The following is a 19,492-nucleotide window of genomic DNA, read 5'->3' on the forward strand; positions in this document are numbered from 1 at the left end:
GGACCGGAGTTAATCGTTGATCCGGGTCGAAGGTCACACGGGGCCCGGTGGGCGGGCAAGCAGGAAATCGGCCTGCTGGTCCCAGGTCTGACGGTCCGCGGTTTGCGGGGGCGGGTCTGGGGCCTGCGGCTCTGCGGTCTGGCGGTTGTCGGCCCGGGCGGCGACGAGGTTGGGAAACACCTCTTTCCAGCCCATGGCGTCATCACGACAGGGGCCGGCCAGAATCGTGGTTCCGGGCCGGTGGCCGCTGTCCTTGATCGCGCGTGTGAGGCGGGCGGGCGTGAAGGCGGCATCGGCGATCAGAAGGCTGTCGGGGCGCAGCTCGGCCAGCAGGCGGGCCAGATCGCTCCCGTTCGGCCCCTCGTCCTGCCATTCGTTCGTCAATTGCAACCCGGGGCCCTGCCGCACCCCGTTCCGGCGCCAGATTTCTTCGATCAGTAGAAGCCGCGCCGGATGGCCCTCCTGCACGACCTGACGCAGTCCGGGGCGGCTCCGCGCCAGAAGTGCCGCGCGAAAGCCGCAGCCCGCGCCCAGTTCCAGATGCGTGCCCGAGGCCCCGACCAGCCGGGGCAGGAAGCGCGCCAGGCTGCGCTCGAACTTGCCCGCCGCGATCAGGTCCAGCGCCTGCGCGCCGAAAAAACCCGGATCCACCGGCAGCAGAACCTCGTGATTGGCCACCCAGGCCACGCCGGGGCTGGGTGCCAGGGCGGGCGTGTCGAGCAGCATCGCGCCGCGCGGCGGGGCAAGGCCCGCGGCCTTGCGCGCCTCGGCCTGGCGTTCGGACTGGACCTTCTCGACCCGGCTCATCAGGGCGGCGATCTTTTCGGGATCTCGGGCCTGGGGCGGCTTGGCCACCACCTCGTTGATCGGGCGCTGCGCCGCCGCCCGCAGCCCGGCCACCATCTCGGCATAGGCGGGCAGGGCCTTGTATTCGGCCAGCCGGGCCTCCACCCGCTCCAGCGCGGCGAAATGCAGCCGGTTCAGCACCGGATCGGTCAGCAGCCGCTCGAAGATCTCTTTGCGCCGCGTCGAATAGCGCAGCATGGTGTTGTCTTCGGTCTCGTTGCGGTCCTGAAGCGACCAGTAGTCGGAATTATACTTGTCTTTCTTCAGGTTGACGTTGCCGCGAAACTTGCGGATCGCATAGCTGTCGATGGATTTCACCGCGTAATGGTTCATCTGCACCCAGTCGTAGCCGATGGTGCGGGTGATCGAGCGCCAGCCGCGGAACTTGAAGTAATCCTCCATCGGGCGGCCCGAGCCGTTGAGCCATTTCACCCCGTCGGGATAGCCGGTCTCCAGCCACTTGTTCTTCATCTTGGGCCGGTGGATGCCCAGCTTCCAGTGCTCGGGGTCGAATTTGAACAGGGTCTTGACGCCCCAGCCCTTGTTCCAGTCCTTGGGCGCGGCGCGCAGGTATTGCTCGGTCACGGGCGCGCGGGACCAGTCCTGCACCCCGCCCGAGCCGAAGATGCGCCAGGTGATCACCAGCCCGTTCGCGCCCTGCGCCGTCACCGCGTCCAGCAGCGGATCGAGCGTGCCGTCGCCATAGCGGATGCAGAGGAATTCGTCGGCGTCGAAGACCAGGACCCAGTCGCTTTCGCCCACCAGCGGCTCGTCCTGGGCATGGTTCAGCGCCGAGGGCTGCGGGCGAAGGCCCGGGCCGATGACGTTGCGGCGGTGATGGGCGAGCCCCAGCTCCTCCAGCCGGATCAGCATGTCGTCGGTGCCGTCGGAGCAGTCGTTGGTATAGACCACGATGCGCGAGAAGCCGACGGCGAGGTGATGGGCGATCCATTCCAGCACGAAGGGGCCTTCGTCCTTCATCATCGACACGGCGGTGACGATGCCGTGGCGGCTGACGGGGCGCAGGGTGTCGAGGCTGGGCGCTTGGGCTGTCATCCGGGGCATCAACTCGGTCAAAGGGCAATTCGGCACGCAGGCGATCGTCGGTGGGCCCGGGTGAGCGATCCGGGCGGGTGGATTCGGGGGCTTCCTCGCGGCGGGGCCGCTCTGCCGGGAATGACCTCTCCCTCTCTTCCGCCCGGGCGCTTTTCCGTCGGGCCCGTCCCGGTCTTCCGGCGCGGGACCGATCCGCCGGGGCTCCGGTTCCGCCCGTGGATTAGACAAGGCGGCGGGGCCTTGTCAATGAAGGCGGATCAAGGGGCGGTGGAGGTGTCGTCCTTTTCCCACAGAGGGTTGCGAGCTCAAACAGGGGTGCGGGGGGTGCGGGGGGTATGGCGCCTCTTCCGCGGGGATCAGGCCCGCAGCACGAGGCCGAGGGCGAAGATCGCGATCACGGTTCCGATGGCAAGCTCGGCCAGGGTGAAGACAAGCGCCCCGCCCCGGATCCCGCCGCCTGCCCGCAGCGGCCCGGCGGCGCGCGGCAACAGGGAGCTGCGCGCCGCCACCGCCAGCAGCGCCGCCCCGGCCGTGACCGCCATGGTGCCAAGGCCCATGACATAGGCCCCCAGGATGCCGATCCCGACCAGCCCGAACCGCCATGTCAGGAACAACAGGATCAGCGTGCTGGTGCAGGGCCGCAGGGCGATGGCGGTCACCAGCGCCGCCGCCTCGCGCCGGTTGCCCCGGGCGAGGGCGGCTTCAAGCTGAGGCAGGCGGGACTGGTCGCAGCCGCAATCGGCGGGATGGTCATGCGTGGAATGGTCATCGTGCCGCTGCCCGGCCTGGTCATGGGCCCGGTCATGGGCCTGGTCACGATCCTTGGCCTGGGCGAACAGCCGCCGGGCGCCGCGCCAGAACAGCATCGCTCCCAGAAGGCCGAGCGCCAGGGCGGACAGCGGCTCGATCGCGGCGGCCAGCCCCTCGGCCTGGCCGCGCGCGCTGCCGTAAAGCCCAAGCGCGACATGGACCAGCACCACCGCGACCGTGGCCTGCGCAAGGCTCGACACGGCGGCCAGCCGCAGGATCCGCCCGGGCGCGACATCGCTCGCCAGCCCATAGGCCGCGATCACCGCCTTGCCATGCCCGGGGCCGAGGGCATGGACCGCGCCATGGGCGAAACACAGGCCCAGGAAGGCCGCGATCGCGCCGGGCTGGCCGGTCCTGAGCGCCCGTAGCGCCGCCGCCAGCGCGTCCTGCGCCTCGCGCTGAAGGGCAAGCGCGTGGCGCGCCAGCCGTTCTTCCAGCCCGAAGGCGAGCACCGCGCCGCCGACCGCGAGGATCACGGCGGCGGGGATCAGAAGGGCGATCAGGGTGCTGCGGCGCATTCCAGCCTCATCTCATCGGCGAAGGCGCCGCCGACCTCGGGGTAGCGGCCTTCCTCCATCATCTCCTCTTCGCTCAACTGGCCGAGAAGCTGGTCGTAGATCCGCTGCGCGGCCGGGATGTCGGCTTTCACCACATCGACATGGCAATCCGCGCGGCCGACGACCTCGGGCACACCGTAAAGGTCGTAGAAGACGTAATATTCGGGGTCGTAGACCTGAAGCGACACCGGCCCCGCCGTCATCTCGATCCGCTCGGGCAGGGCGCGCAGATAGCTGACGATCAGACGGCCCCGGCGGTAATCCGCCACCAGATCCAGCGGCCCGCCGATTCCCACCGTCCGGCCCGCGTGCGAAAGATGCAGATCGCCGGTGAACCCTTCGGGCCAGTTGCCGAACCTGTCGGACAGCGCCTGGCGTTCGGCCTCGGTCAACTCGCCGTCGCCATCCGCATCCATGCCCAGATCCTCGACGATCAGCATGGAGGTGAGGTCGTCCCAGATCCAGACCACCCCGATCGCGCCCAACCGGCCGGTGTCGTCGAAGCGGAAAGTGATCGCGGTGTCGACGAATTCATGCGGATGCGCGCGGGCCGGGGCGGGGGAAACCGCAAGGAAAAGCCCGGCAATGCCAGGCAGGGCCGACAGCAAAAGGCCTGCCGCCCGTCCGGGGGCTGGCCGCGACGGTGGGTGAAGAAGGGTGGCGGCGCACATGGCGCGAGGATACCGCGCCGCGCCGTGCGCGGCCAGCGCATCGGCCGGGGCAGCGGCGGGATCACGCCGGTTTCCCGCCCCTTGCGGCGAAGGCGGGGCCGGGGCGGGGGGCGAGGGCAAGGCCGTCGCGGCCGAGCATCCGCGCCTCGGCCAGATCCATCCGCCTCAGGGCGGCGGGAACGTCCTCCCCGGTCTCGCGCAAGAGCCTGCGCCACAGCCGCAGCGCCGAGCACGGGCTCCAGGGCAGGGCGGCGGTGGCCAGCCAGCCGCGCAGCTCGGGCGGCAGGCGGTCGTAGCGGCGCATCGGATCGGCCCGGTTCCGGCGCCGGAGCGATGTGGCAAGGTTCGCGGCTTTCATGCGGCCTCCTGCGGTGGTGGAGCGGCGGGGACGGGTGGATCGCAGGGCCCCGCGGACAGGTCGTCGCGCGGCGCGTGGCGGGCATCGGCAATCCCGGTCGGCTGTCCAGCGGAAGGCGACCGTTCGGCGCCGCCGCGCCTGCCATCTGTGACCCCCGCGCGGCGGCTGTCGCGGTTGTCCCGCGCCGACTTGCTCCTTGCTGCCGGGAAACCGGGAGCGGCGGTGCCCGACAGGCGGCAGGCGGCAGGCGGCGGGGAGGGCGTGAAGCTGGAGGAGCACTGGATTTCGGATTTTATGTTATAACGTATCTTATCTAGATCGGAATTCTCCACCCCGTCAATCCCGAAGCCGGTCTGGATCCGGCGAAGGCTCTTTGCGGGATCCTGCCCGATCCAGACAGCCTGATCCGTGCGGCCAAACTTCTGGGCAAAGGTTTCGACTGGGCAGCGATCATTCCCGAGCTGGCGCGGAAGGCCGCCCTCACGCCCCTTCGTTGGACGCTCGTCTTCTTGCGAGGTCCGCCCCCGGCCCTCCGACGAAGGCCTCGCGCAGATCCCCGGCTGGGGGGTAACCCGCCCCCTGCCAGGCCCCCGCCCTAGAGCGGCGCCAGGGGGGTGTTCAGGCGCAGGGCGGTCTCCAGCGGGCGGCGCTGCGAGACGGGGACTCGCAGATCCTCGGGCAGGCAGCCGAAGCCGACCATCGTGATCACCAACTCGGTCTCGGGCAGGCCGGTCAGGCGGCGCAGCTCGGCATCGCGCTCCTTCGTCACCGACCAGTTCAGCATGACGGCGCCCAGCCCCTCGGCATGCAGCCCGTAGGCGAAGCTCATCGCGAACATGCCGCCGTCGACCCAGGCCTGATAGCGTTCATGCGCCTGTTCCCAATGCGCCAGATCCGAGGTGATCACCGCCACCCCGCCCAACTGCTCGCCAAAGCCGCGATTGCCGTTCTGCAGCGCCAGCACCCGGGCGCGGGCGGCGGGATCGGTCCAGATATGGGCGCGGCAGGTCTGGCGGTTGCACGACGACGGCGATTGCTGCGCCGCGCGCACCGCGCGTTCGATCGCCTCGGGCGGGACCGGGCGGTCGGCATAGCTGCGGATCGAATGGCGCGATTCGGCGAAGGCCAGAAAATCGATCCGGCCCGCGGCGCGGATCGCCTCGGCGGTGACCGTTTCGGCCCCGCCGCGCAGCGGGCTTGCGGCGCAGGCGGGCGCATGGCGGGCGAGGACCGCCTCGATCCCGGCCAGATCGAGGGTCGAGCGCCGGGCCTGAACCGCCCAGGCCCCAAGCATCGCCCAGGCGATGGCGGTCGAGGAATCATGGCCGAATTCGGCCGCATAGCGATCAAGGTCGCGCGCCAGCCGCTCGGCCCGGTCATGGCCATGGCCGGGCGCGCTGCCGCTGATCGACAGGCCGTATTCCAGGAAATGGCCGTCCATCGCCATGCGGGCGCGCAGATTCTCGCGCTTCGGCGCGCCATTGGTGAAGGAGGCGTCCCAGAACCGGCGCAGGTCGTGGCGGCCATTGGCGACAAGCGCGCGGAAGCGGGCGCGGCGCTCGTCCGGGGTGGCGGTATCGGGAAGCGGCATCGCGGGCTCCTGCTGGGGTTTTGCCCAGAATGTGGGCGACGGCAGGCGCGGGCAAGCTTGGGCCGGGCAGAAAGGATAGGGTGATCAAGGATTGTCGGTGAATTTGATCATAGATTTAGACATATGAAATATATAAATAATTATTGAATACCTTATCCTAAGGAGTTGTAAATATTTCCTTATGGAACCCGAAATATTGTCCGTATAAGCCAGATACCTATCCGGCATTCCGGGTTCCGCAACCCGGTCGCTGCGCTGAAATTCAGGGCAATCGGTCCGCTGTCGGACCTGGAAACGGAGCCCCGCCGATGTCGATCAAACCCGTCCATATCCGTATCGTCATGCCGATCTCGACCCCGGGGTTTCGCAGCGACGAAACCGTGAAGCCGCTCGAATCGCCGGGGGTGAGGGTCTCCTGGTCGCAGATCTCCAAGGGGCCGGGCTCGATCGAAAGCGAATACGAGGCGGGTATGGCGATGCCCGACACCGTCGCGAAGATCATCGAGGCCGAGCGCGATGGCGTCGATGCCTGCATCATCGACTGCATGGGCGATCCGGGCCTGCGGCCCGCGCGGGAGGTGGTGACGATCCCGGTGCTGGGCCCCGGCCAGACCGGCATGCATATCGCCGCCATGCTGGGCCATCGCTTCTCGGTCGTCACCGTGATGCGCCGCCTGCGGTCGAGCTTCGAGAACACCGCCGCCATCGCCGGGCTTGCGGGCAAGCTCGCCTCGGTGCGCTCGGTCGATATTCCGGTGCTGGAACTGGAGAAGGACCTGGCCGCGACCAACCGCGCCCTGATCGACGAGGCGCAGAAGGCGGTCGAGATCGATGGCGCGGAATCCATCGTCTTCGGCTGCACCGGGCTGATGGGCTGCGCGGGCGCGGTGCGCGAGGGGCTGCTTTCGCGCGGCATCGACATTCCGGTGGTGGATCCGATCCCGACGGCGGTGAATGTCGCCGCCGCGCTGGTGCGGTCGGGGCTGAGCCATTCCAAGCTGACCTGGCCGATGCCGCCCGAAAAGCTGATGCCGGGCTACGACATGCCCGCGCTGACCTTCGCGGCGGAATGAGCGGATGAGCGACGGCGCGACCTTTCCCTCCGAGGCCAGGCGCGACTGGATGCGGCCCAGGCTGTGGTGGCTGGTCGCGCCGGCCGTGCTGTTCTTCCTGATCCCGGTGGTGTCGCTGCTGGCCTCGGGGTTCGACCGGGGCGGGCAGGGCGTCATCACCTTCCAGGGCGACCTGACGCTGACGAATTACGAGCGGATCTTCACCCGCGCGCTGTATTACATGGCGATCTGGCGCTCGGTCTGGATCGGGATCCTGGTCGCGCTGGTCTGCCTGGTGATCGGCTATCCGCTGGCCTTCATCATCACGCGCAGCGTGAAGCCCTCGACCACCATGCTGCCGGTGATCCTGGTCGGCGGCGGTGCGATCCTGATCTCGCGCGATCTGCCCTCGGCCAGCCAGGTGGTCCGGCCCGAGAACGCGGGCGTGGCCAATGTGATCGGCGCCGCCATCGCGCAGGTCGGCGGCGAGGTGGACCGGATCTACGCCATGGAGGGCCGCTCGCGCGACGAGGTTCTGGGCGAGGCCAAGGCCGAAGCCTCGGCCTCGGCGGTCAATGCGGGCGCCGATCCGGCCTCGGTCAAGATCATGGATATCGAAGAGGTGCCGCTGGCCTATCTGCCTGGCTCGGCCACGCGGATCCGTGTCAAGGCCGTGGGCGACCTTCGCATGGGGGAGGCGGCGGAATGAAGCTCGACAGTCAGGATCTTGCCGATCTCGCGGTGGGCGCGGCATTCTTGGGCACCGGCGGCGGGGGCGATCCCTATATCGGGCGGGTGATGGTGCAGCGCTGCCTTGACGAGGGGCTGGCGGTCGAACTGGTCGATCCCGACGCGCTGGCCGACGACGCCTTCGTCATCCCGACCGCCATGATGGGCGCGCCCACCGTTCTGGTCGAGAAGGTGCCATCGGGCGAGGAGGCGATCCATTCGTTGAAGCGGCTGGAGCGGCGGCTGGGGCGCCGCGCCACCCATACCATGCCGATCGAGATCGGCGGCATCAACTCGACCATTCCGCTGCTGGTCGGCGCGCAGACCGGCCTGCCGCTGGTCGATGCCGACGGCATGGGCCGCGCCTTTCCGCAACTGGAGATGGAGACCTTCAACGTCTATGGCGTGAAGGCCGCCCCCATCGCCATGGCGGATGAGAAGGGCAATGTCGCCCTGGTCGAGACCGAGACCGCCGCCAAGGGCGAATTCCTCGCGCGCGGGATCTGCATCCGCATGGGCGGCCAGGCCAGCCTGGTGAACTATCCGATGGATGGGGCGACGGCAAAGCGCGTCTCGGTCCCGGCGACGATGACGCTGGCGCAGGACATCGGCCGTGTGGTGCGCGAGGCGCGCGCGGCCAAGGCCGAGCCGCTTGCGGCGCTGGTGGCCTTCCTCGGCACCACCCATTACGGCCATGCCGAGAAGATCGGCGCGGGCAAGGTCGTCGACATCGCCCGCAAGGTCGAGAACGGCTGGTCCGTGGGCATTGTCACCATCGCGCCCTTCGACGGCGCTGAGCCTTGGCGCATCCGCATCCAGAACGAGAATCTGGTGGTCGAGCGCGGGACGGAGGTCGTCGCCGTGGTGCCCGACCTGATCTGCGTGCTGGACGGCGACACGGCCGAGGCGATCCCGACCGAACGGCTGCGCTATGGCCAGAGGGTGGATATCCTGGGGATCCGCGTGCCCCCGATCATGCGCAGCCCCGAGGCGCTGGAGGTCTTCGGCCCGAAGGCCTTCGGGCTGGCGGCGCAATACAGCCCGCTCGGCCTGAATCCGGCGGCCTGAACCTAGGAGCCTGAGCCCGTTGCTCTGAACCCCGGCGGCGTGACCTCGGCGGTCTGGTTCTGGCGGTCTTGCCGCCGGGCGCATGTCGGCGCCGGAGGCGCTTCTGCCCGATACGAGCCCAGTTCAGGCCCCGTCGATGGATCACGTCGATGGGCCCTCTCCATGCCTTCCCCGATCTCGGTGCCTTCCCCGACAATGCGCGGGCCGCGAAGGCGCGCGCCCGACGACAGGTTCCCGTCGACAGGTCCCCTCAATGAGCCCGGGGTAGAAGGCCCAGATTGCGCGCCGCCGCCACCGCCAGCGGGCGGCGGCCCACGCCCAGTTTGGCGTAAAGGTTCTTGAGGTGGAATTTCACCGTCGGCTCACTGATGCCGATCTGGCGGGCGATGGCCTTGTTGGGCAGGCCCTCGGCCAGAAGGGTCAGGATCTGGGCCTCGCGTCGGCTGATCAGAAGGCTGGCGTGGCCCTTGCGCAGGGGTTGGGGCGCCACGCGCGACAGATATTCCACGGCGGCGCGGCTGAGGCCGCCGATCCCGGCGCGGCGCAGCAGGCGGCGGATCTCTTCGGCGAAGGCCTTGCCTTCGTCGCGATAGGGCTGGACCTGGTCGCCGTGCCGGGCCAGGGCCACCGCCTCTTCCAGCGCGGCCAGGGCCTCGGCGTTCAGATGCCGCCGCGCGGCCGCCTCGGCCCGCATCAGCGCGGCGGGCAGCAGCGCGGCCTCGGCCCCCTCGGCGCGCAGCCGGTCCGACAGGCGGCGCAGCGCGTCGAAAAGCCCGGGATCGCCGGTTTCGCCTTCGCCGGTGCCGCCGCCCTCGCCCTCTCCGCCGCGCAGCCGGATCCGCGCGCGCATCAGCGCCGCCGCATTGCGTTCGCGGGGCGTGGCCCAGGGCGCGGGATCCTCGGGGTCGGGCCATTGCGCGGCCAGCGCCCGGGCGGGCCCGATCTGGCCGTCGCGCAGCAAAAGCCCGGCCCGCTGGATCGAGATCCACAGCCGCAGCCGCCCCAGTTCGCGGGCATCCGCCAGTTCCTCGGCCTCGGCCAGCACCTCGCGCGCCTCGGTCCAGCCCTCAAGCGCCATCCGCGCCCGGGCCAGCGTGGCATAGCCGTCGGCGTAGAAATCCACCCAGCCCTCGCCGCGCGCCATCACCGGCAGGGCGGGCTCCAGCAACTGGCGCGCCTCGGGCAGCGCGCCTTGCAGATAGCGGATCCGGGCCAGCACCACATGGGCGATGGCCTGAAGGTTGCGGTCGCCCCAGTGGCGCGAGCGGATCATGCCGAGCGCCTGGCCGATATGGTCCTGCGCGCGATCGGGGCGGCCCGCCCGGCAATGGATATAGGCGATATGGATCTGCATGAAGATCTGCGGGTAGGAGGCGCGCTCTTCCTGATAGGCGGCAAGGGCGCGCAGGGCGCAGTGCATCGCCTCTTCCAGATCGCCCGCGCGGGTATGGGCGATGGTCAGGTGGTTGTAGATCCAGCCCTGTTTCCAGGTGTTCTCCTGCGCCTCGGCCCGGGCGACGGCGCGCAGTTCGGTGATGCCCACGGCGTCGATGCCATGGTCCTCATAGACCGCGACCAGGCTGTCGATATGGCGCAGGGGGCCGGTCCAGTCGGGATCGGTCTCGCCCGCGGTATCGGCGACAAGGCTGTCCACGGCGGCGCGGGCCTCGGCGATGCGCCCCGACTTCGCCAGCATGACGCAGCGGCATAGCCGCAGCGAGGGCGTGGCCACCACCACGTCATGCGGCACCGCCTGCAAGATCGCACGCAGGACCGAATAGCCCGCGCGCAGGAAAAGGTTCACTCCGCCCGCCTTTTCGATCGTGCGCACGATCAGATCCTGGTCGCCGGCCAGCGAGGCATGCAGCACCGATTTTTCCAGGCTGCCCTCCTCGGCGAAAAGGCGCGAGGCGCGGATATGGCGCGCGCGCCGGGCCTCGGCGCTTTCGTGGTTGCGCGCGCCGCCCAGAAAGGCCGAGGCGACGGGGCTGAGCCGATACCACCCCGCCTTCTGGTGCTCGGGCAGGATCAGCGGGAAAAGCCCGTCGAGGCGGCGGATGGTTTCGCTGTCCGAGGGCGCGCCCGCGAGCTCGGCCACGATATGGGGGGTGAAACTGTCCAGCCCGTAGACCGAATGCAGGATGGCCCGCGCGCCGTCCTGCAACGAGGGCAGGACGTCCTCGGCCAGGAATTCGTCAAAGACGCGGGCGCTGCCCTCGATCAGCGCGCGGCGGGCGGCGGGGGCAAGGCCGGATTCCAGCTCCATCCGCGCCAGCCGCACCAGCGCGGGCCAGCCCGCGAAGCTCTGGATCGCGGCTTCGGTCTCGTCCCCAGGCAGCCAGTGTTGCAGGATCTGCGCCATTTCACCCCGGCTGAAGGCCAGATCCGACGGGCCGATCCGGCTGACCAGCCCGCGCTGGCGCAGCCGCGACAGGCGCAGGGGCGGAAGCTGGCGCCCGGCCAGCGCGATGCGCAGATTGTCCGGCGCCGCCCCGATCAGCCAGTGCAGCGCCTCGGCCCCGACGGCCGGATCGGCGCCGGGGGGCGACAGCCGCTCGGCATCGTCGAGGTAAAGCTCCACCTCGCCCTCACGCGCGGAAAGCGTGGCGAGGACCGAGGCGGGCGAGGGATCGGGCGCCGCGACGGCGCGGGCAAGGGCCTGCGCGATCGCGGCCGCATCCATGCCGGGCGAAAGCGTCAGCCAATGCGCCTCGCGCTGGCGGCGGGCGGCCAGGCGGTAGCTGGCCGCCATGGTTTCGGTCTTGCCGAAGCCGGGCGGGGCCTCCAGCAGCACGATCTGGCCCTCGAACCCGGTCGCCATGCGCCCGACCAGTTCGGGGCGGGGCAGAAGCTCCAGCGCGTTGCGGGGCGGGGCAAAGGCCAAATGCGGGGGTCCTTGCTGGGAAGGGGAATGCGGGGCCGGATGGCGTCCGGTCGGTTATGTTCCCCCGGTCCGGCCGGGGTCAAGTGCGGGGCTGGCGGGAGGGCGCCACTCTCTTCCGGTCCGCATCCTCTTGCCCGTGCGGGAGGCTGCGGCGGGCGGTCCTTCTCTTGCCAAGCCGGGGTCCCGGCGCGACAAAGGGGGGCGCGGCATCCCCGGAGGCGCCGGGGGGGGCCGCGCGCCGGGAGGGCGGGGCGTTTGGCGGAAAGGGTCGCATTGCAGGCGACGGACGACATGGGCGCGGAGAGCGCGGGGGACGATCCCTTCGCGGGCCTGACACGGCCCGAAGAGATCGATCTGGCCTATGCCCGCGCGGCGCCGCGCCCGCATCGCAGGCGTTTCGGCCAGTTCTTCACCCCGCCCGCCTGCGCCGATATGATGGCCGACTGGATCGCGGCGGCGCGGCCGCGCCGGGTGCTCGACCCGGCGCTGGGGACCGGGGTCCTTGCCCGGGCGGTGGCGGCCCGCCTGCCCGGCGCCCGCGTGACCGGCTGCGAGATCGACCCCCGGATCGCCCATGCCGCCCGCCGCGCCATCGCGTTGGCGGGGGGCGGGGCCGCAATCGAGATCCGGGCGCAGGATTTCTTCGACCTGCCCCCGGACGAGAGCTTCGATGCGATCATCGCCAATCCGCCCTATCTGCGCCCGCAGGACCTGCCCGATGCCGCCCGCCATATCGCCCGCGTCGCAAAGGCCTCGGGGCTTGGGCTTTCGGGCTCGACCAATGCCTATGGGCTTTTCCTGCTGGATTGCTGCCGCAGGCTGGCGCCGGGGGGGCGGCTGGCCTTCCTGATCCCGGCGGAATGGTCCAATTCCAATTTCGGTGGCCCGATCCGCGACCATCTGCTGGACCGTGGCCTTCTGCGCGGCATCGTCCACACCTGCCCGAGCGCGCCGGGGTTCGAGGATGCGCTGACGACGATGGGCATCTTGCTGGTCGAGAAGGCGCCGCCCGCCGGGGTGGCGCTGCGCACCGCCTTCGTGCCGAAGGGTGGGGCGATCCCGGGGCTGGCTTCGCTGTTCGGACCCCTGGCACATGATGGCGGGGCGCTGATCCGCGAGACCCCGGTCCAGGCCCTGCGCGCGGCGCCGAAATGGGGCGACCTGATCGAGCGCGGCGCCCCCCGGATCCCCGAGGGATTCGTGCCGCTTGGCCGCCTGGCCAGAACCCGGCGCGGCATCGCCACCGGGGCGAACGGCTTTTTCCACCTGCCGCTTGCCCGCGCCCGCGCCCTCGGCATCGCCGAGGACCGGCTGGTCCCCTGCATCGCCAAGGTGAAGGATGCCCCGGGGGCCGACTTCGGCCCCGAGGATCTGGCGGCGCTGGTCGCGCGGGACCGGCCCACGCATCTGATCCACCTGACTGGGGATCTGAGCGGCCCCGAGCGCGCCTATGTTGCGATGGGCGAGGCCGAGGGCCTGCACCGCCGCTTCCTGACCCGCGCCAGATCGCCCTGGTATGCCAATGAAAAGATCCATATCGCGCCGATCTGGGCCGCGGTTTTCGGGCGGCAGTCGATGCGCTTCGTCCTCAACAGCGCGGGCATCGCCCATCTGACCGCTTTTCACGGCATCTTTCCGCTGTCGCCGGACCGCACGACGACGCTGGCGCTGCTGGCGGCGCTGAATTCGGGCCTTGTCCAGGACCTGATGAAAAGCCAGATCCGCGCCTATGGCGGCGGGCTGAACAAGCTGGAACCAAGGGATCTTCTGGCCATCATGCTGCCCGATCTGGCGCATTGCCGCGCCGCGACCCGCGCCCTTCTGGCGGAGACTGTCGCGGGTCGGCGCGCGCGCCCGTGCGAGGCGGCCGAGGCGCGGGCGCTCGACCGTCTGGTCCTGCAGGCCGGGCGAGAGGCCTCGGGTCTTGAGGCGGGGCACCCGTGACGGGAACTGGGTCGGGAGAGGATGACGCGCGCCCGGGACGGGCAGGATGCCCGTGTCGCCGTTCATCCCGACAATGATGTCGTGGAAACCCGCGCCGGTCACAAGGCGGGAAGGGGCGATCTCGGCCCCGGGATCAACTGCAGCGACCCCTCGCGCGGGTATCGGGTGGCCGTACCGGCGAGCAAGGCGCGCGGCCCGGCATCGCGTGGCGGCTGGGGCCGCCATCGGCGCCATCGGCGCGGGCGAGAGGCGATCAGCCCTGCGCCTTTCCCGCGCAGGTCGGGCATTTCTCGCGCGGGGTGCCGCCGATCCCGGGGTTGAAGCTGTTCGTCGGATCCAGCGCGGCATAATGTGCCGCCAGCGCGGGCTTTGCCGTGTAGATATGGCCGACATTGTGCTCGGCCGGATATTCCGCGCCGCGCCGGTCCAGGATCTCCAGCATCGCGGCCTTCAGCGCCTTCGGATCCTCGCCCTTTCGGACGACGTAATCCTGATGCAGAACATGGCACAGGAAATGCCCGTAATAGAGCCTGGGGCCGAGGCGGTCGGAAATCTCGGGCGGCAGGCGCTCGAACCAGTCGGCGTCGTTGCGGCGCAGCGCGATGTCGAGGGCGAGGATATCCTCCACCTCGGCCGGATGCACGGCGGCATAGCGGATCGCGGCGCCCGCGGCGGCGAAGCGGTGCAGCGTGGCCTTCTTGGCCTCGGCGCCGTCGCACAGGAACCAGCCGCCGGGGGTGTGGCGTTCCAGCAGGCGCTCGGTCGCTTCGGCGCTGGCGCCGGTGACCTTGAGGATCAGGTGATGCTCGAACCGGTCGCGGAAGGCCAGCATCCGGGGGGGCAGGGCCTCGGGCACCAGCCGCGACAGGCCCTGCATCACCCGGTCCACCATGTTGCGCGGCAAAAAGCGCAGCTTGTTCAGCCGGGCGTCGAGGGCGCCTTTCAGCGCGAAGAACATCGGCAGGCGGTCGGTGCCCAGCCAGTGGATCATCAACAGCGTGTCCTTGCCGTAGCGCCGCGCGATGTCGAAACAGTCGCGGTGCATGTATTCGCCGCTGACCGGCAGTTCCGGCAATTCCGTCAGAAGCCCGCGCCGCAGCCCGGCCAGCGCGGCGGGATCGTTGGCGCCGATGTAATAGACCCGCGTTTCGGCATCGGTGGGAAAGGTGTCGAGCCGGACCGCGAAGACCGCGACCTTTCCGGCCGAGCCCGAGGCCTCGTAAAGCCCGCGCGGATCGGCGTTGAACCGCGCCGGGGTGGGGGCGTCGACCTCGCGCACCCGCTCGGCATAGCTGTCGTCCGAGGCGCGGCCCGCGCCCTCGTGCACCGCGGCCGGGTCGATCTCGCCCCGGTCGAGACGGCCTAGGATCTCTTCGGGCGTTCCCCCCAGGTCGATCCCCAGATGGTTCACCAGCCGCAGGACCCCGTCGGCGCCGCGCTGGGCGAAAAGCGAAAGCTCGGTATAGACCGGGCCGTGGCGCACCAGCGATCCGCCGGAATTGTTGCATACCCCGCCGACGATCGAGGCGCCGATGCAGGACGAGCCGATCACGGAATGTGCCTGGCGCCCGTGGCCTGCCAGCAGCTTTTCCAGCTTGAACAACGTGCCGCCGGGCAGGCTGACCACCTGGCGCGCGCCCGGCAGCACATGGATCGCATCCAGCCGCAGGGTCGAGACGATGACCACCGGCCGGTCGTAACTGCCCTTGGGGGTGGAGCCCTCGGTCAGCCCGGTATTGGCGGCCTGCATGATCACGATCACATCGGCGGCGACCAGCCGCTCCAGCGCGCGCCACATCTCCAGCAGGCTGCCGGGGACGATCACCGCGAGCGCCGCGCCCTCGCCCGAGCGGAAGCCCTTGCGGAACCGTTCGGTCCGGCGGTCTCCGGTCAGGCAGTGGCGCGCGCCGACGATGGCGCGCAACTCTTGGATCAGCAGGGTTTCGTCCATGTCACCATCTTCGCAAGGTCTTCGCCGTCGCCGTTTACCCCGCCGTTTCCTAGCGGGAAAGCGGCCAGGGCGGGCGAACGCGGATTCGCCCCGGGGCCCGGGGGCATAATCGCCTTCCCTTCCGCCGGGCGCCACCAGTCTTGCGTGAAAGGGATGGTTTTGCGTGAGATGGCTGGGGTGGTTTTTGCGGGGAAGTGTCGGGTCTGCCGACATGTCGCAGGACTGCGGAGGCGGATCGGGACGGGGATCCGCTCGGGGGACGAAGATCCGGGCAGAGGACCGGATCGCCGCCGTGATGCGCCATCCCGAGGCGTGCAGCCTCGGGCGGCGGGATGTCCTCCGGGCGCGGCCTCGGGCGAAGCCGCGCCGTTCGTTCTCGTTTGCTTCAGCGCCGGATGGCGCGGGCGCCCCAGATCAGGATGCAGGCGCCAAGCGTCCCGGCCACCAGATAGCCGACCCAGCCCCCGAACGAGACGCCGAGCAGCCCGAAGAGAAAGCTCGTGATCGCGGCGCCGATGATGCCGAGCAGCACGTTCAGCAAGATCCCGGTGTCGGATTTCATCAGGCTGGAGGCGATCCAGCCCGCGAGTCCGCCGATGATGATGGCTGCGATCCATCCGATGCTCGTATCGTCCATTTCAACTCTCCCTCTGAGTTTCTGTTCGGGTTTGCGTGCGATCCGTCATGCGTCTTGCTAGGGCGTTCCCCTGCGAGGCTCTTTCCCTTGGGAGGCTCTGGCGGGGGGCGCCGGGCTGCGCATCGGCATCAGGCGGGATAACCTCCGGGAAGGCATCCGGTTCCCGCGCCGTTTTGTCGCCCGGGATCCGGTGATCGGGCCGGTTGGGGAAGGTTGCGAGAGGGGCGGATGCGGTGCGGTAGCCTGTACTTGCCGGTGGTGAAGTTCGCGGTGGCGAGACGGATGGCGGGAACCCCGCCGCGCGGCAGGCGTTGGGACGGGGCGCCTTCACGGGGTGCCTTGCGCGGAAAGCCCACGCCCCGGAACGGTCTGCCCTGAGGCGACGGGTTCTGAAACAGGCAGGTGGACCCGGGACGGGTCGTCATGCCGCAAGGCTGGTGGCAAGCAGGACTGGCGGCGAGAAGAAAGATGGGGGAGCCATGGTGAGAGCCGCCGAGACGGGCCCGACCGACAAGATGCGCCCGGCCCATATCGCACCCGGGACCGCGACGGCGGCCCTGACGCCCGGCGTCAACTGCTGGCGGATCGAGCAGGCCGACCGTTTCGCCTTCATCGTGGATGCGGCGGATTACTTCACCGCCCTGCGCCGGGCGATGCTGAAGGCGCGGCATTCGATCCTGATGATCGGATGGGATTTCGACGCACGGATCGCCTTCGGCACCGACGATCCCTCGGGCCGGGGGGAGGAGCGCGGGGGAGATCGGACCGGCGACGGGCAGGGCGATCCCGCGACTGATGCGCCCGCCGATGGCGGGCCGGAGTGCCTTGGCGATTTCATCCTCTGGCTGGCCGACCGCGCCCCGGGGCTGGAGATCCGGCTGCTGCGCTGGGACACCGGCGCCTTCAAGGCGCTTTTGCGCGGCAATACCCTGTGGACGGTCCTGCGCTGGAAGGCGCATCCGCGCATCACCCTGCGGCTCGACGCCGCGCATCCCCTCGCCTCGGCCCATCACCAGAAGATCGTGGTGATCGACGACAGCATCGCCTTCTGCGGCGGCATCGACATGACTATGCAACGCTGGGACACCCGCGCGCATCTCGACCGCGATCCGCGCCGGGTCAGCCCCGGCGGGCGTCGTCACGGCCCCTGGCACGACGCGACCAGCGCCTTCGACGGCGCCGCCGCCCGCGCCATGGGCGATCTGGCCCGCGCCCGCTGGAAGGCCGCGACCGGCGAGACGCTTGCACCCTGCGCGGATTGCGGCGAATGCTGGCCCGAATGCTTGCCGGGTGGGCGGGAGTCCGGCTTTGCCCGCCCCCGCCTTGCCATCGCCCGCTCGGCCCCCGCGATGAAGGACAACCCGCCCCTGCATGAGGTCGAGACCGCTTGGCTCGACCTGATCGCGGGCGCGCGGCGGATGATCTATGCCGAAAGCCAGTATTTCGCCTCGCGCCGGGTGGCACGCGCCATTGCGCAGAGGCTGACCGAGGAGGATCCGCCCGAGATCGTCCTCGTCACCCCCGAGGCCGCCGACGGCTGGCTGGAGCAACTGGCGATGGACACCGCTCGCGCCCGGCTGGTCAGCGCGCTGCGCAGGCACGACCGGCAGGGTCGGCTGCGCATCTACCACCCCCGGACCGAAGGCGGCGCGCCGATCTATGTCCATGCCAAGGTGATGGTGGTGGACGACCATGTGCTGCGGGTGGGCTCGTCGAACCTCAACAACCGCTCGATGCGGCTGGACACCGAATGCGACGTGATCCTTTCGGTTGGCGAACCGGGGAACGAAGGCCTCGGCCCCCGGATCGCCGCGCTGCGCGACGATCTTCTGGCCGAGCATCTGGGCGTCGAACCCGCCGAGGTCACGCGCCGTCTGGCCGAGACCGGATCGCTGATCGCCACCGTCGAGGCGCTGCGCGGCCCGGGCCGCAGCCTTGAGCCCTATCGCATCCCGGCGCTTTCGGACCTGGAAAGCTGGCTGGCCGAGAACGAGATCCTCGACCCCGACGGGCCCGAGGAGATCTTCGAGCCGACCACCCGGCGCGGCCTGTTCCGGGGCTGGGACCGGCTGCGCGCCCGGCTTCGCCGCGGGCCCGGCGCAGGCCGCTGAGGCGCACGGGCCCCTGGCGCGCGAAGGGGCCCACCTGTCACATGCCTGTCATCTGGCCGCTATATCCGCCGGGCAGGATCGATCCGCGCAGGGTCGGTTCCGCGCGCAGGACTGGGGGCAGGGACAGAAGTGGCACCGGCAGCACAGAACGACGCCCCGGCCATCGCGGTCTCGGCCCGGGGCCTTGGCCTTGCCCATGGCGCGACGCGGATCCTTGACGGAATCGACCTCGATCTGGCCTCGGGCCAGGTGCTGGCGCTGCTCGGCCCCTCGGGCTGCGGCAAGACCACGCTTCTGCGGCTGGTCGCGGGGCTGCTGGCGCCCGACAGCGGCGAGATCCGCGTCGCGGGCGCCCCGGTCGCCGGGCCCGGCCTTTTCGTCCCGCCCGAGCGGCGGGGCCTGGGGATGGTGTTCCAGGATTACGCGCTCTGGCCGCATCTGAGCGTGGCCGGAAATGTCGCCTTCCCGCTGGAAATGGCCCGGATGCCGCGGGTCGAGCGCGATCGCCGCGTGGCGGCTGCGCTGGAGCGGGTGGGCCTTGCGGCGCTGGCCGACCGCTCGCCCTCGGCGCTGTCGGGGGGCCAGCAGCAGCGCGTCGCCATTGCCCGCGCCATCGTGGCCGAGCCGCGGATCGTGCTCTTCGACGAGCCGCTGTCGAACCTCGACCGCGAGCTGCGCGAGACCATGGTGGCCGAGTTGGGTGCGCTGATCGCCTCGCTGGGCCTGACCGCGATCTATGTCACCCACGACCAGTCCGAGGCCTTGACCCTGGCCGATCGGGTCGCGGTGATGGAGGCCGGGCGCATCACCCAGATCGCCGCCCCCGAGGCCTTGACCGAGGCCCCGGCCAGCGCGCGGATCGCCGAATTCCTGCGTCTGGGCACCGTGCTGGACCTGGCCCGCGCGGGCGGCGAATGGGCCATAGGCGGGCGCCTGGCCGGGCTTTCCGGCGGGCCGGATGCGGGGGCCGCGCGGGCGCTGTTCACCCCGCGCGCGCTGCGCCTTGCCCCCGCCGAAGAGGCCCGGCTGACCGGCCGGGTCAAGACGGTGCAATACCGCGACATGGCCTATGCGGTGACCGTCCTGCTCGACGGGCCGGGGGCGCCGCAGAGCCTTCAGATTTCAAGCGATTCCCGCATGCGCCCCGGGGAGCGCATCGGGTTGGAGATCGTCTCCGAACGTATCCGCTGGTTCCCGGCGGACGGCACCGCCCCGGTTTCCTGAGGA

At 70.2% G+C, this 19,492-nt stretch carries 14 protein-coding genes; 6 read left to right on the forward strand and 8 right to left on the reverse strand.

The window, feature by feature from the left end; genetic code table 11:
* Window positions 1-33: 33 nt before the first annotated feature.
* From ABNX41_RS09225 to ABNX41_RS09245, 5 genes are all read right to left on the reverse strand, one after another.
* Window positions 34-1,902 (reverse strand): glycosyltransferase family 2 protein, encoded by a 1,869-nt coding sequence (locus ABNX41_RS09225; protein WP_438669437.1) that lies wholly within the window; start codon window positions 1,900-1,902, stop codon window positions 34-36.
* 356 nt (window positions 1,903-2,258) lie between these two features.
* A complete protein-coding gene (locus ABNX41_RS09230) occupies window positions 2,259-3,230 on the reverse strand; it encodes a nickel/cobalt transporter (protein ID WP_438669438.1) in 972 nt (323 codons plus the stop codon).
* Window positions 3,212-3,877, reverse strand: a complete 666-nt coding sequence (locus tag ABNX41_RS09235; protein ID WP_438669439.1) for a DUF1007 family protein — start codon at window positions 3,875-3,877, stop codon at window positions 3,212-3,214. Before ABNX41_RS09235 ends, ABNX41_RS09230 begins: the two co-directional genes overlap by 19 nt.
* 124 nt (window positions 3,878-4,001) lie before the next feature.
* On the reverse strand, window positions 4,002-4,298 hold the full coding sequence (locus tag ABNX41_RS09240) for a DUF6525 family protein (RefSeq protein ID WP_438669440.1): 297 nt from the start codon (window positions 4,296-4,298) through the stop codon (window positions 4,002-4,004).
* Window positions 4,299-4,893: 595 nt separating this feature from the next.
* Window positions 4,894-5,889 (reverse strand): nitroreductase family protein, encoded by a 996-nt coding sequence (locus ABNX41_RS09245; RefSeq protein WP_438669441.1) that lies wholly within the window; start codon window positions 5,887-5,889, stop codon window positions 4,894-4,896.
* 308 nt (window positions 5,890-6,197) lie between these two features.
* Between ABNX41_RS09245 and ABNX41_RS09250 the strand changes: the two genes are divergently transcribed.
* Genes ABNX41_RS09250 through ABNX41_RS09260 form a run of 3 tightly spaced genes read left to right on the forward strand, consistent with a single transcriptional unit; the run spans window position 6,198 to window position 8,738 of the window.
* Complete coding sequence (locus tag ABNX41_RS09250; RefSeq protein ID WP_438669442.1) at window positions 6,198-6,962, forward strand: aspartate/glutamate racemase family protein; 765 nt, start codon at window positions 6,198-6,200, stop codon at window positions 6,960-6,962.
* 4 nt (window positions 6,963-6,966) lie between these two features.
* Entirely contained in the window at window positions 6,967-7,650 is a 684-nt protein-coding gene (locus ABNX41_RS09255; protein WP_438669443.1) for an ABC transporter permease family protein, read from the forward strand.
* Window positions 7,647-8,738 carry an S-methyl thiohydantoin desulfurase family protein gene (locus tag ABNX41_RS09260; protein WP_438669444.1) on the forward strand — a complete coding sequence of 364 codons (1,092 nt, stop codon included), beginning with the start codon at window positions 7,647-7,649 and terminating at the stop codon, window positions 8,736-8,738. The genes ABNX41_RS09255 and ABNX41_RS09260 overlap by 4 nt, the downstream gene beginning before the upstream one ends.
* 250 nt (window positions 8,739-8,988) lie before the next feature.
* On the opposite strand, the gene ABNX41_RS09265 is transcribed toward ABNX41_RS09260, so the two are convergent.
* Complete coding sequence (locus ABNX41_RS09265; protein ID WP_438669445.1) at window positions 8,989-11,622, reverse strand: LuxR C-terminal-related transcriptional regulator; 2,634 nt, start codon at window positions 11,620-11,622, stop codon at window positions 8,989-8,991.
* A gap of 291 nt (window positions 11,623-11,913) precedes the next feature.
* On the opposite strand from ABNX41_RS09265, the gene ABNX41_RS09270 reads away from it, so the two are divergent.
* Window positions 11,914-13,566 carry an N-6 DNA methylase gene (locus tag ABNX41_RS09270; RefSeq protein WP_438669446.1) on the forward strand — a complete coding sequence of 551 codons (1,653 nt, stop codon included), beginning with the start codon at window positions 11,914-11,916 and terminating at the stop codon, window positions 13,564-13,566.
* A 253-nt stretch (window positions 13,567-13,819) separates the two neighbouring features.
* On the opposite strand, the gene dld is transcribed toward ABNX41_RS09270, so the two are convergent.
* Window positions 13,820-15,517 (reverse strand): D-lactate dehydrogenase, encoded by a 1,698-nt coding sequence (gene dld / locus ABNX41_RS09275; RefSeq protein ID WP_438669447.1) that lies wholly within the window; start codon window positions 15,515-15,517, stop codon window positions 13,820-13,822.
* Between the two features lie 385 nt (window positions 15,518-15,902).
* The gene (locus tag ABNX41_RS09280; protein ID WP_438669448.1) at window positions 15,903-16,154 is read right to left on the reverse strand and encodes a GlsB/YeaQ/YmgE family stress response membrane protein; all 252 of its coding nucleotides are present in this window, start codon (window positions 16,152-16,154) and stop codon (window positions 15,903-15,905) included.
* A 479-nt stretch (window positions 16,155-16,633) separates the two neighbouring features.
* On the opposite strand from ABNX41_RS09280, the gene ABNX41_RS09285 reads away from it, so the two are divergent.
* Both ABNX41_RS09285 and ABNX41_RS09290 read left to right on the forward strand, forming a co-directional pair.
* Complete coding sequence (locus tag ABNX41_RS09285; RefSeq protein WP_438669449.1) at window positions 16,634-18,265, forward strand: phospholipase D-like domain-containing protein; 1,632 nt, start codon at window positions 16,634-16,636, stop codon at window positions 18,263-18,265.
* A gap of 129 nt (window positions 18,266-18,394) precedes the next feature.
* Window positions 18,395-19,489: an ABC transporter ATP-binding protein gene (locus tag ABNX41_RS09290; protein ID WP_438669450.1), complete on the forward strand. Its 1,095-nt coding sequence runs from the start codon at window positions 18,395-18,397 to the stop codon at window positions 19,487-19,489.
* Window positions 19,490-19,492: the final 3 nt, after the last annotated feature.

Origin of the sequence: Pseudogemmobacter sonorensis (assembly GCF_042762395.1) — a bacterium.
Taxonomy (GTDB): Bacteria; Pseudomonadota; Alphaproteobacteria; order Rhodobacterales; family Rhodobacteraceae; genus Pseudogemmobacter; species Pseudogemmobacter sonorensis.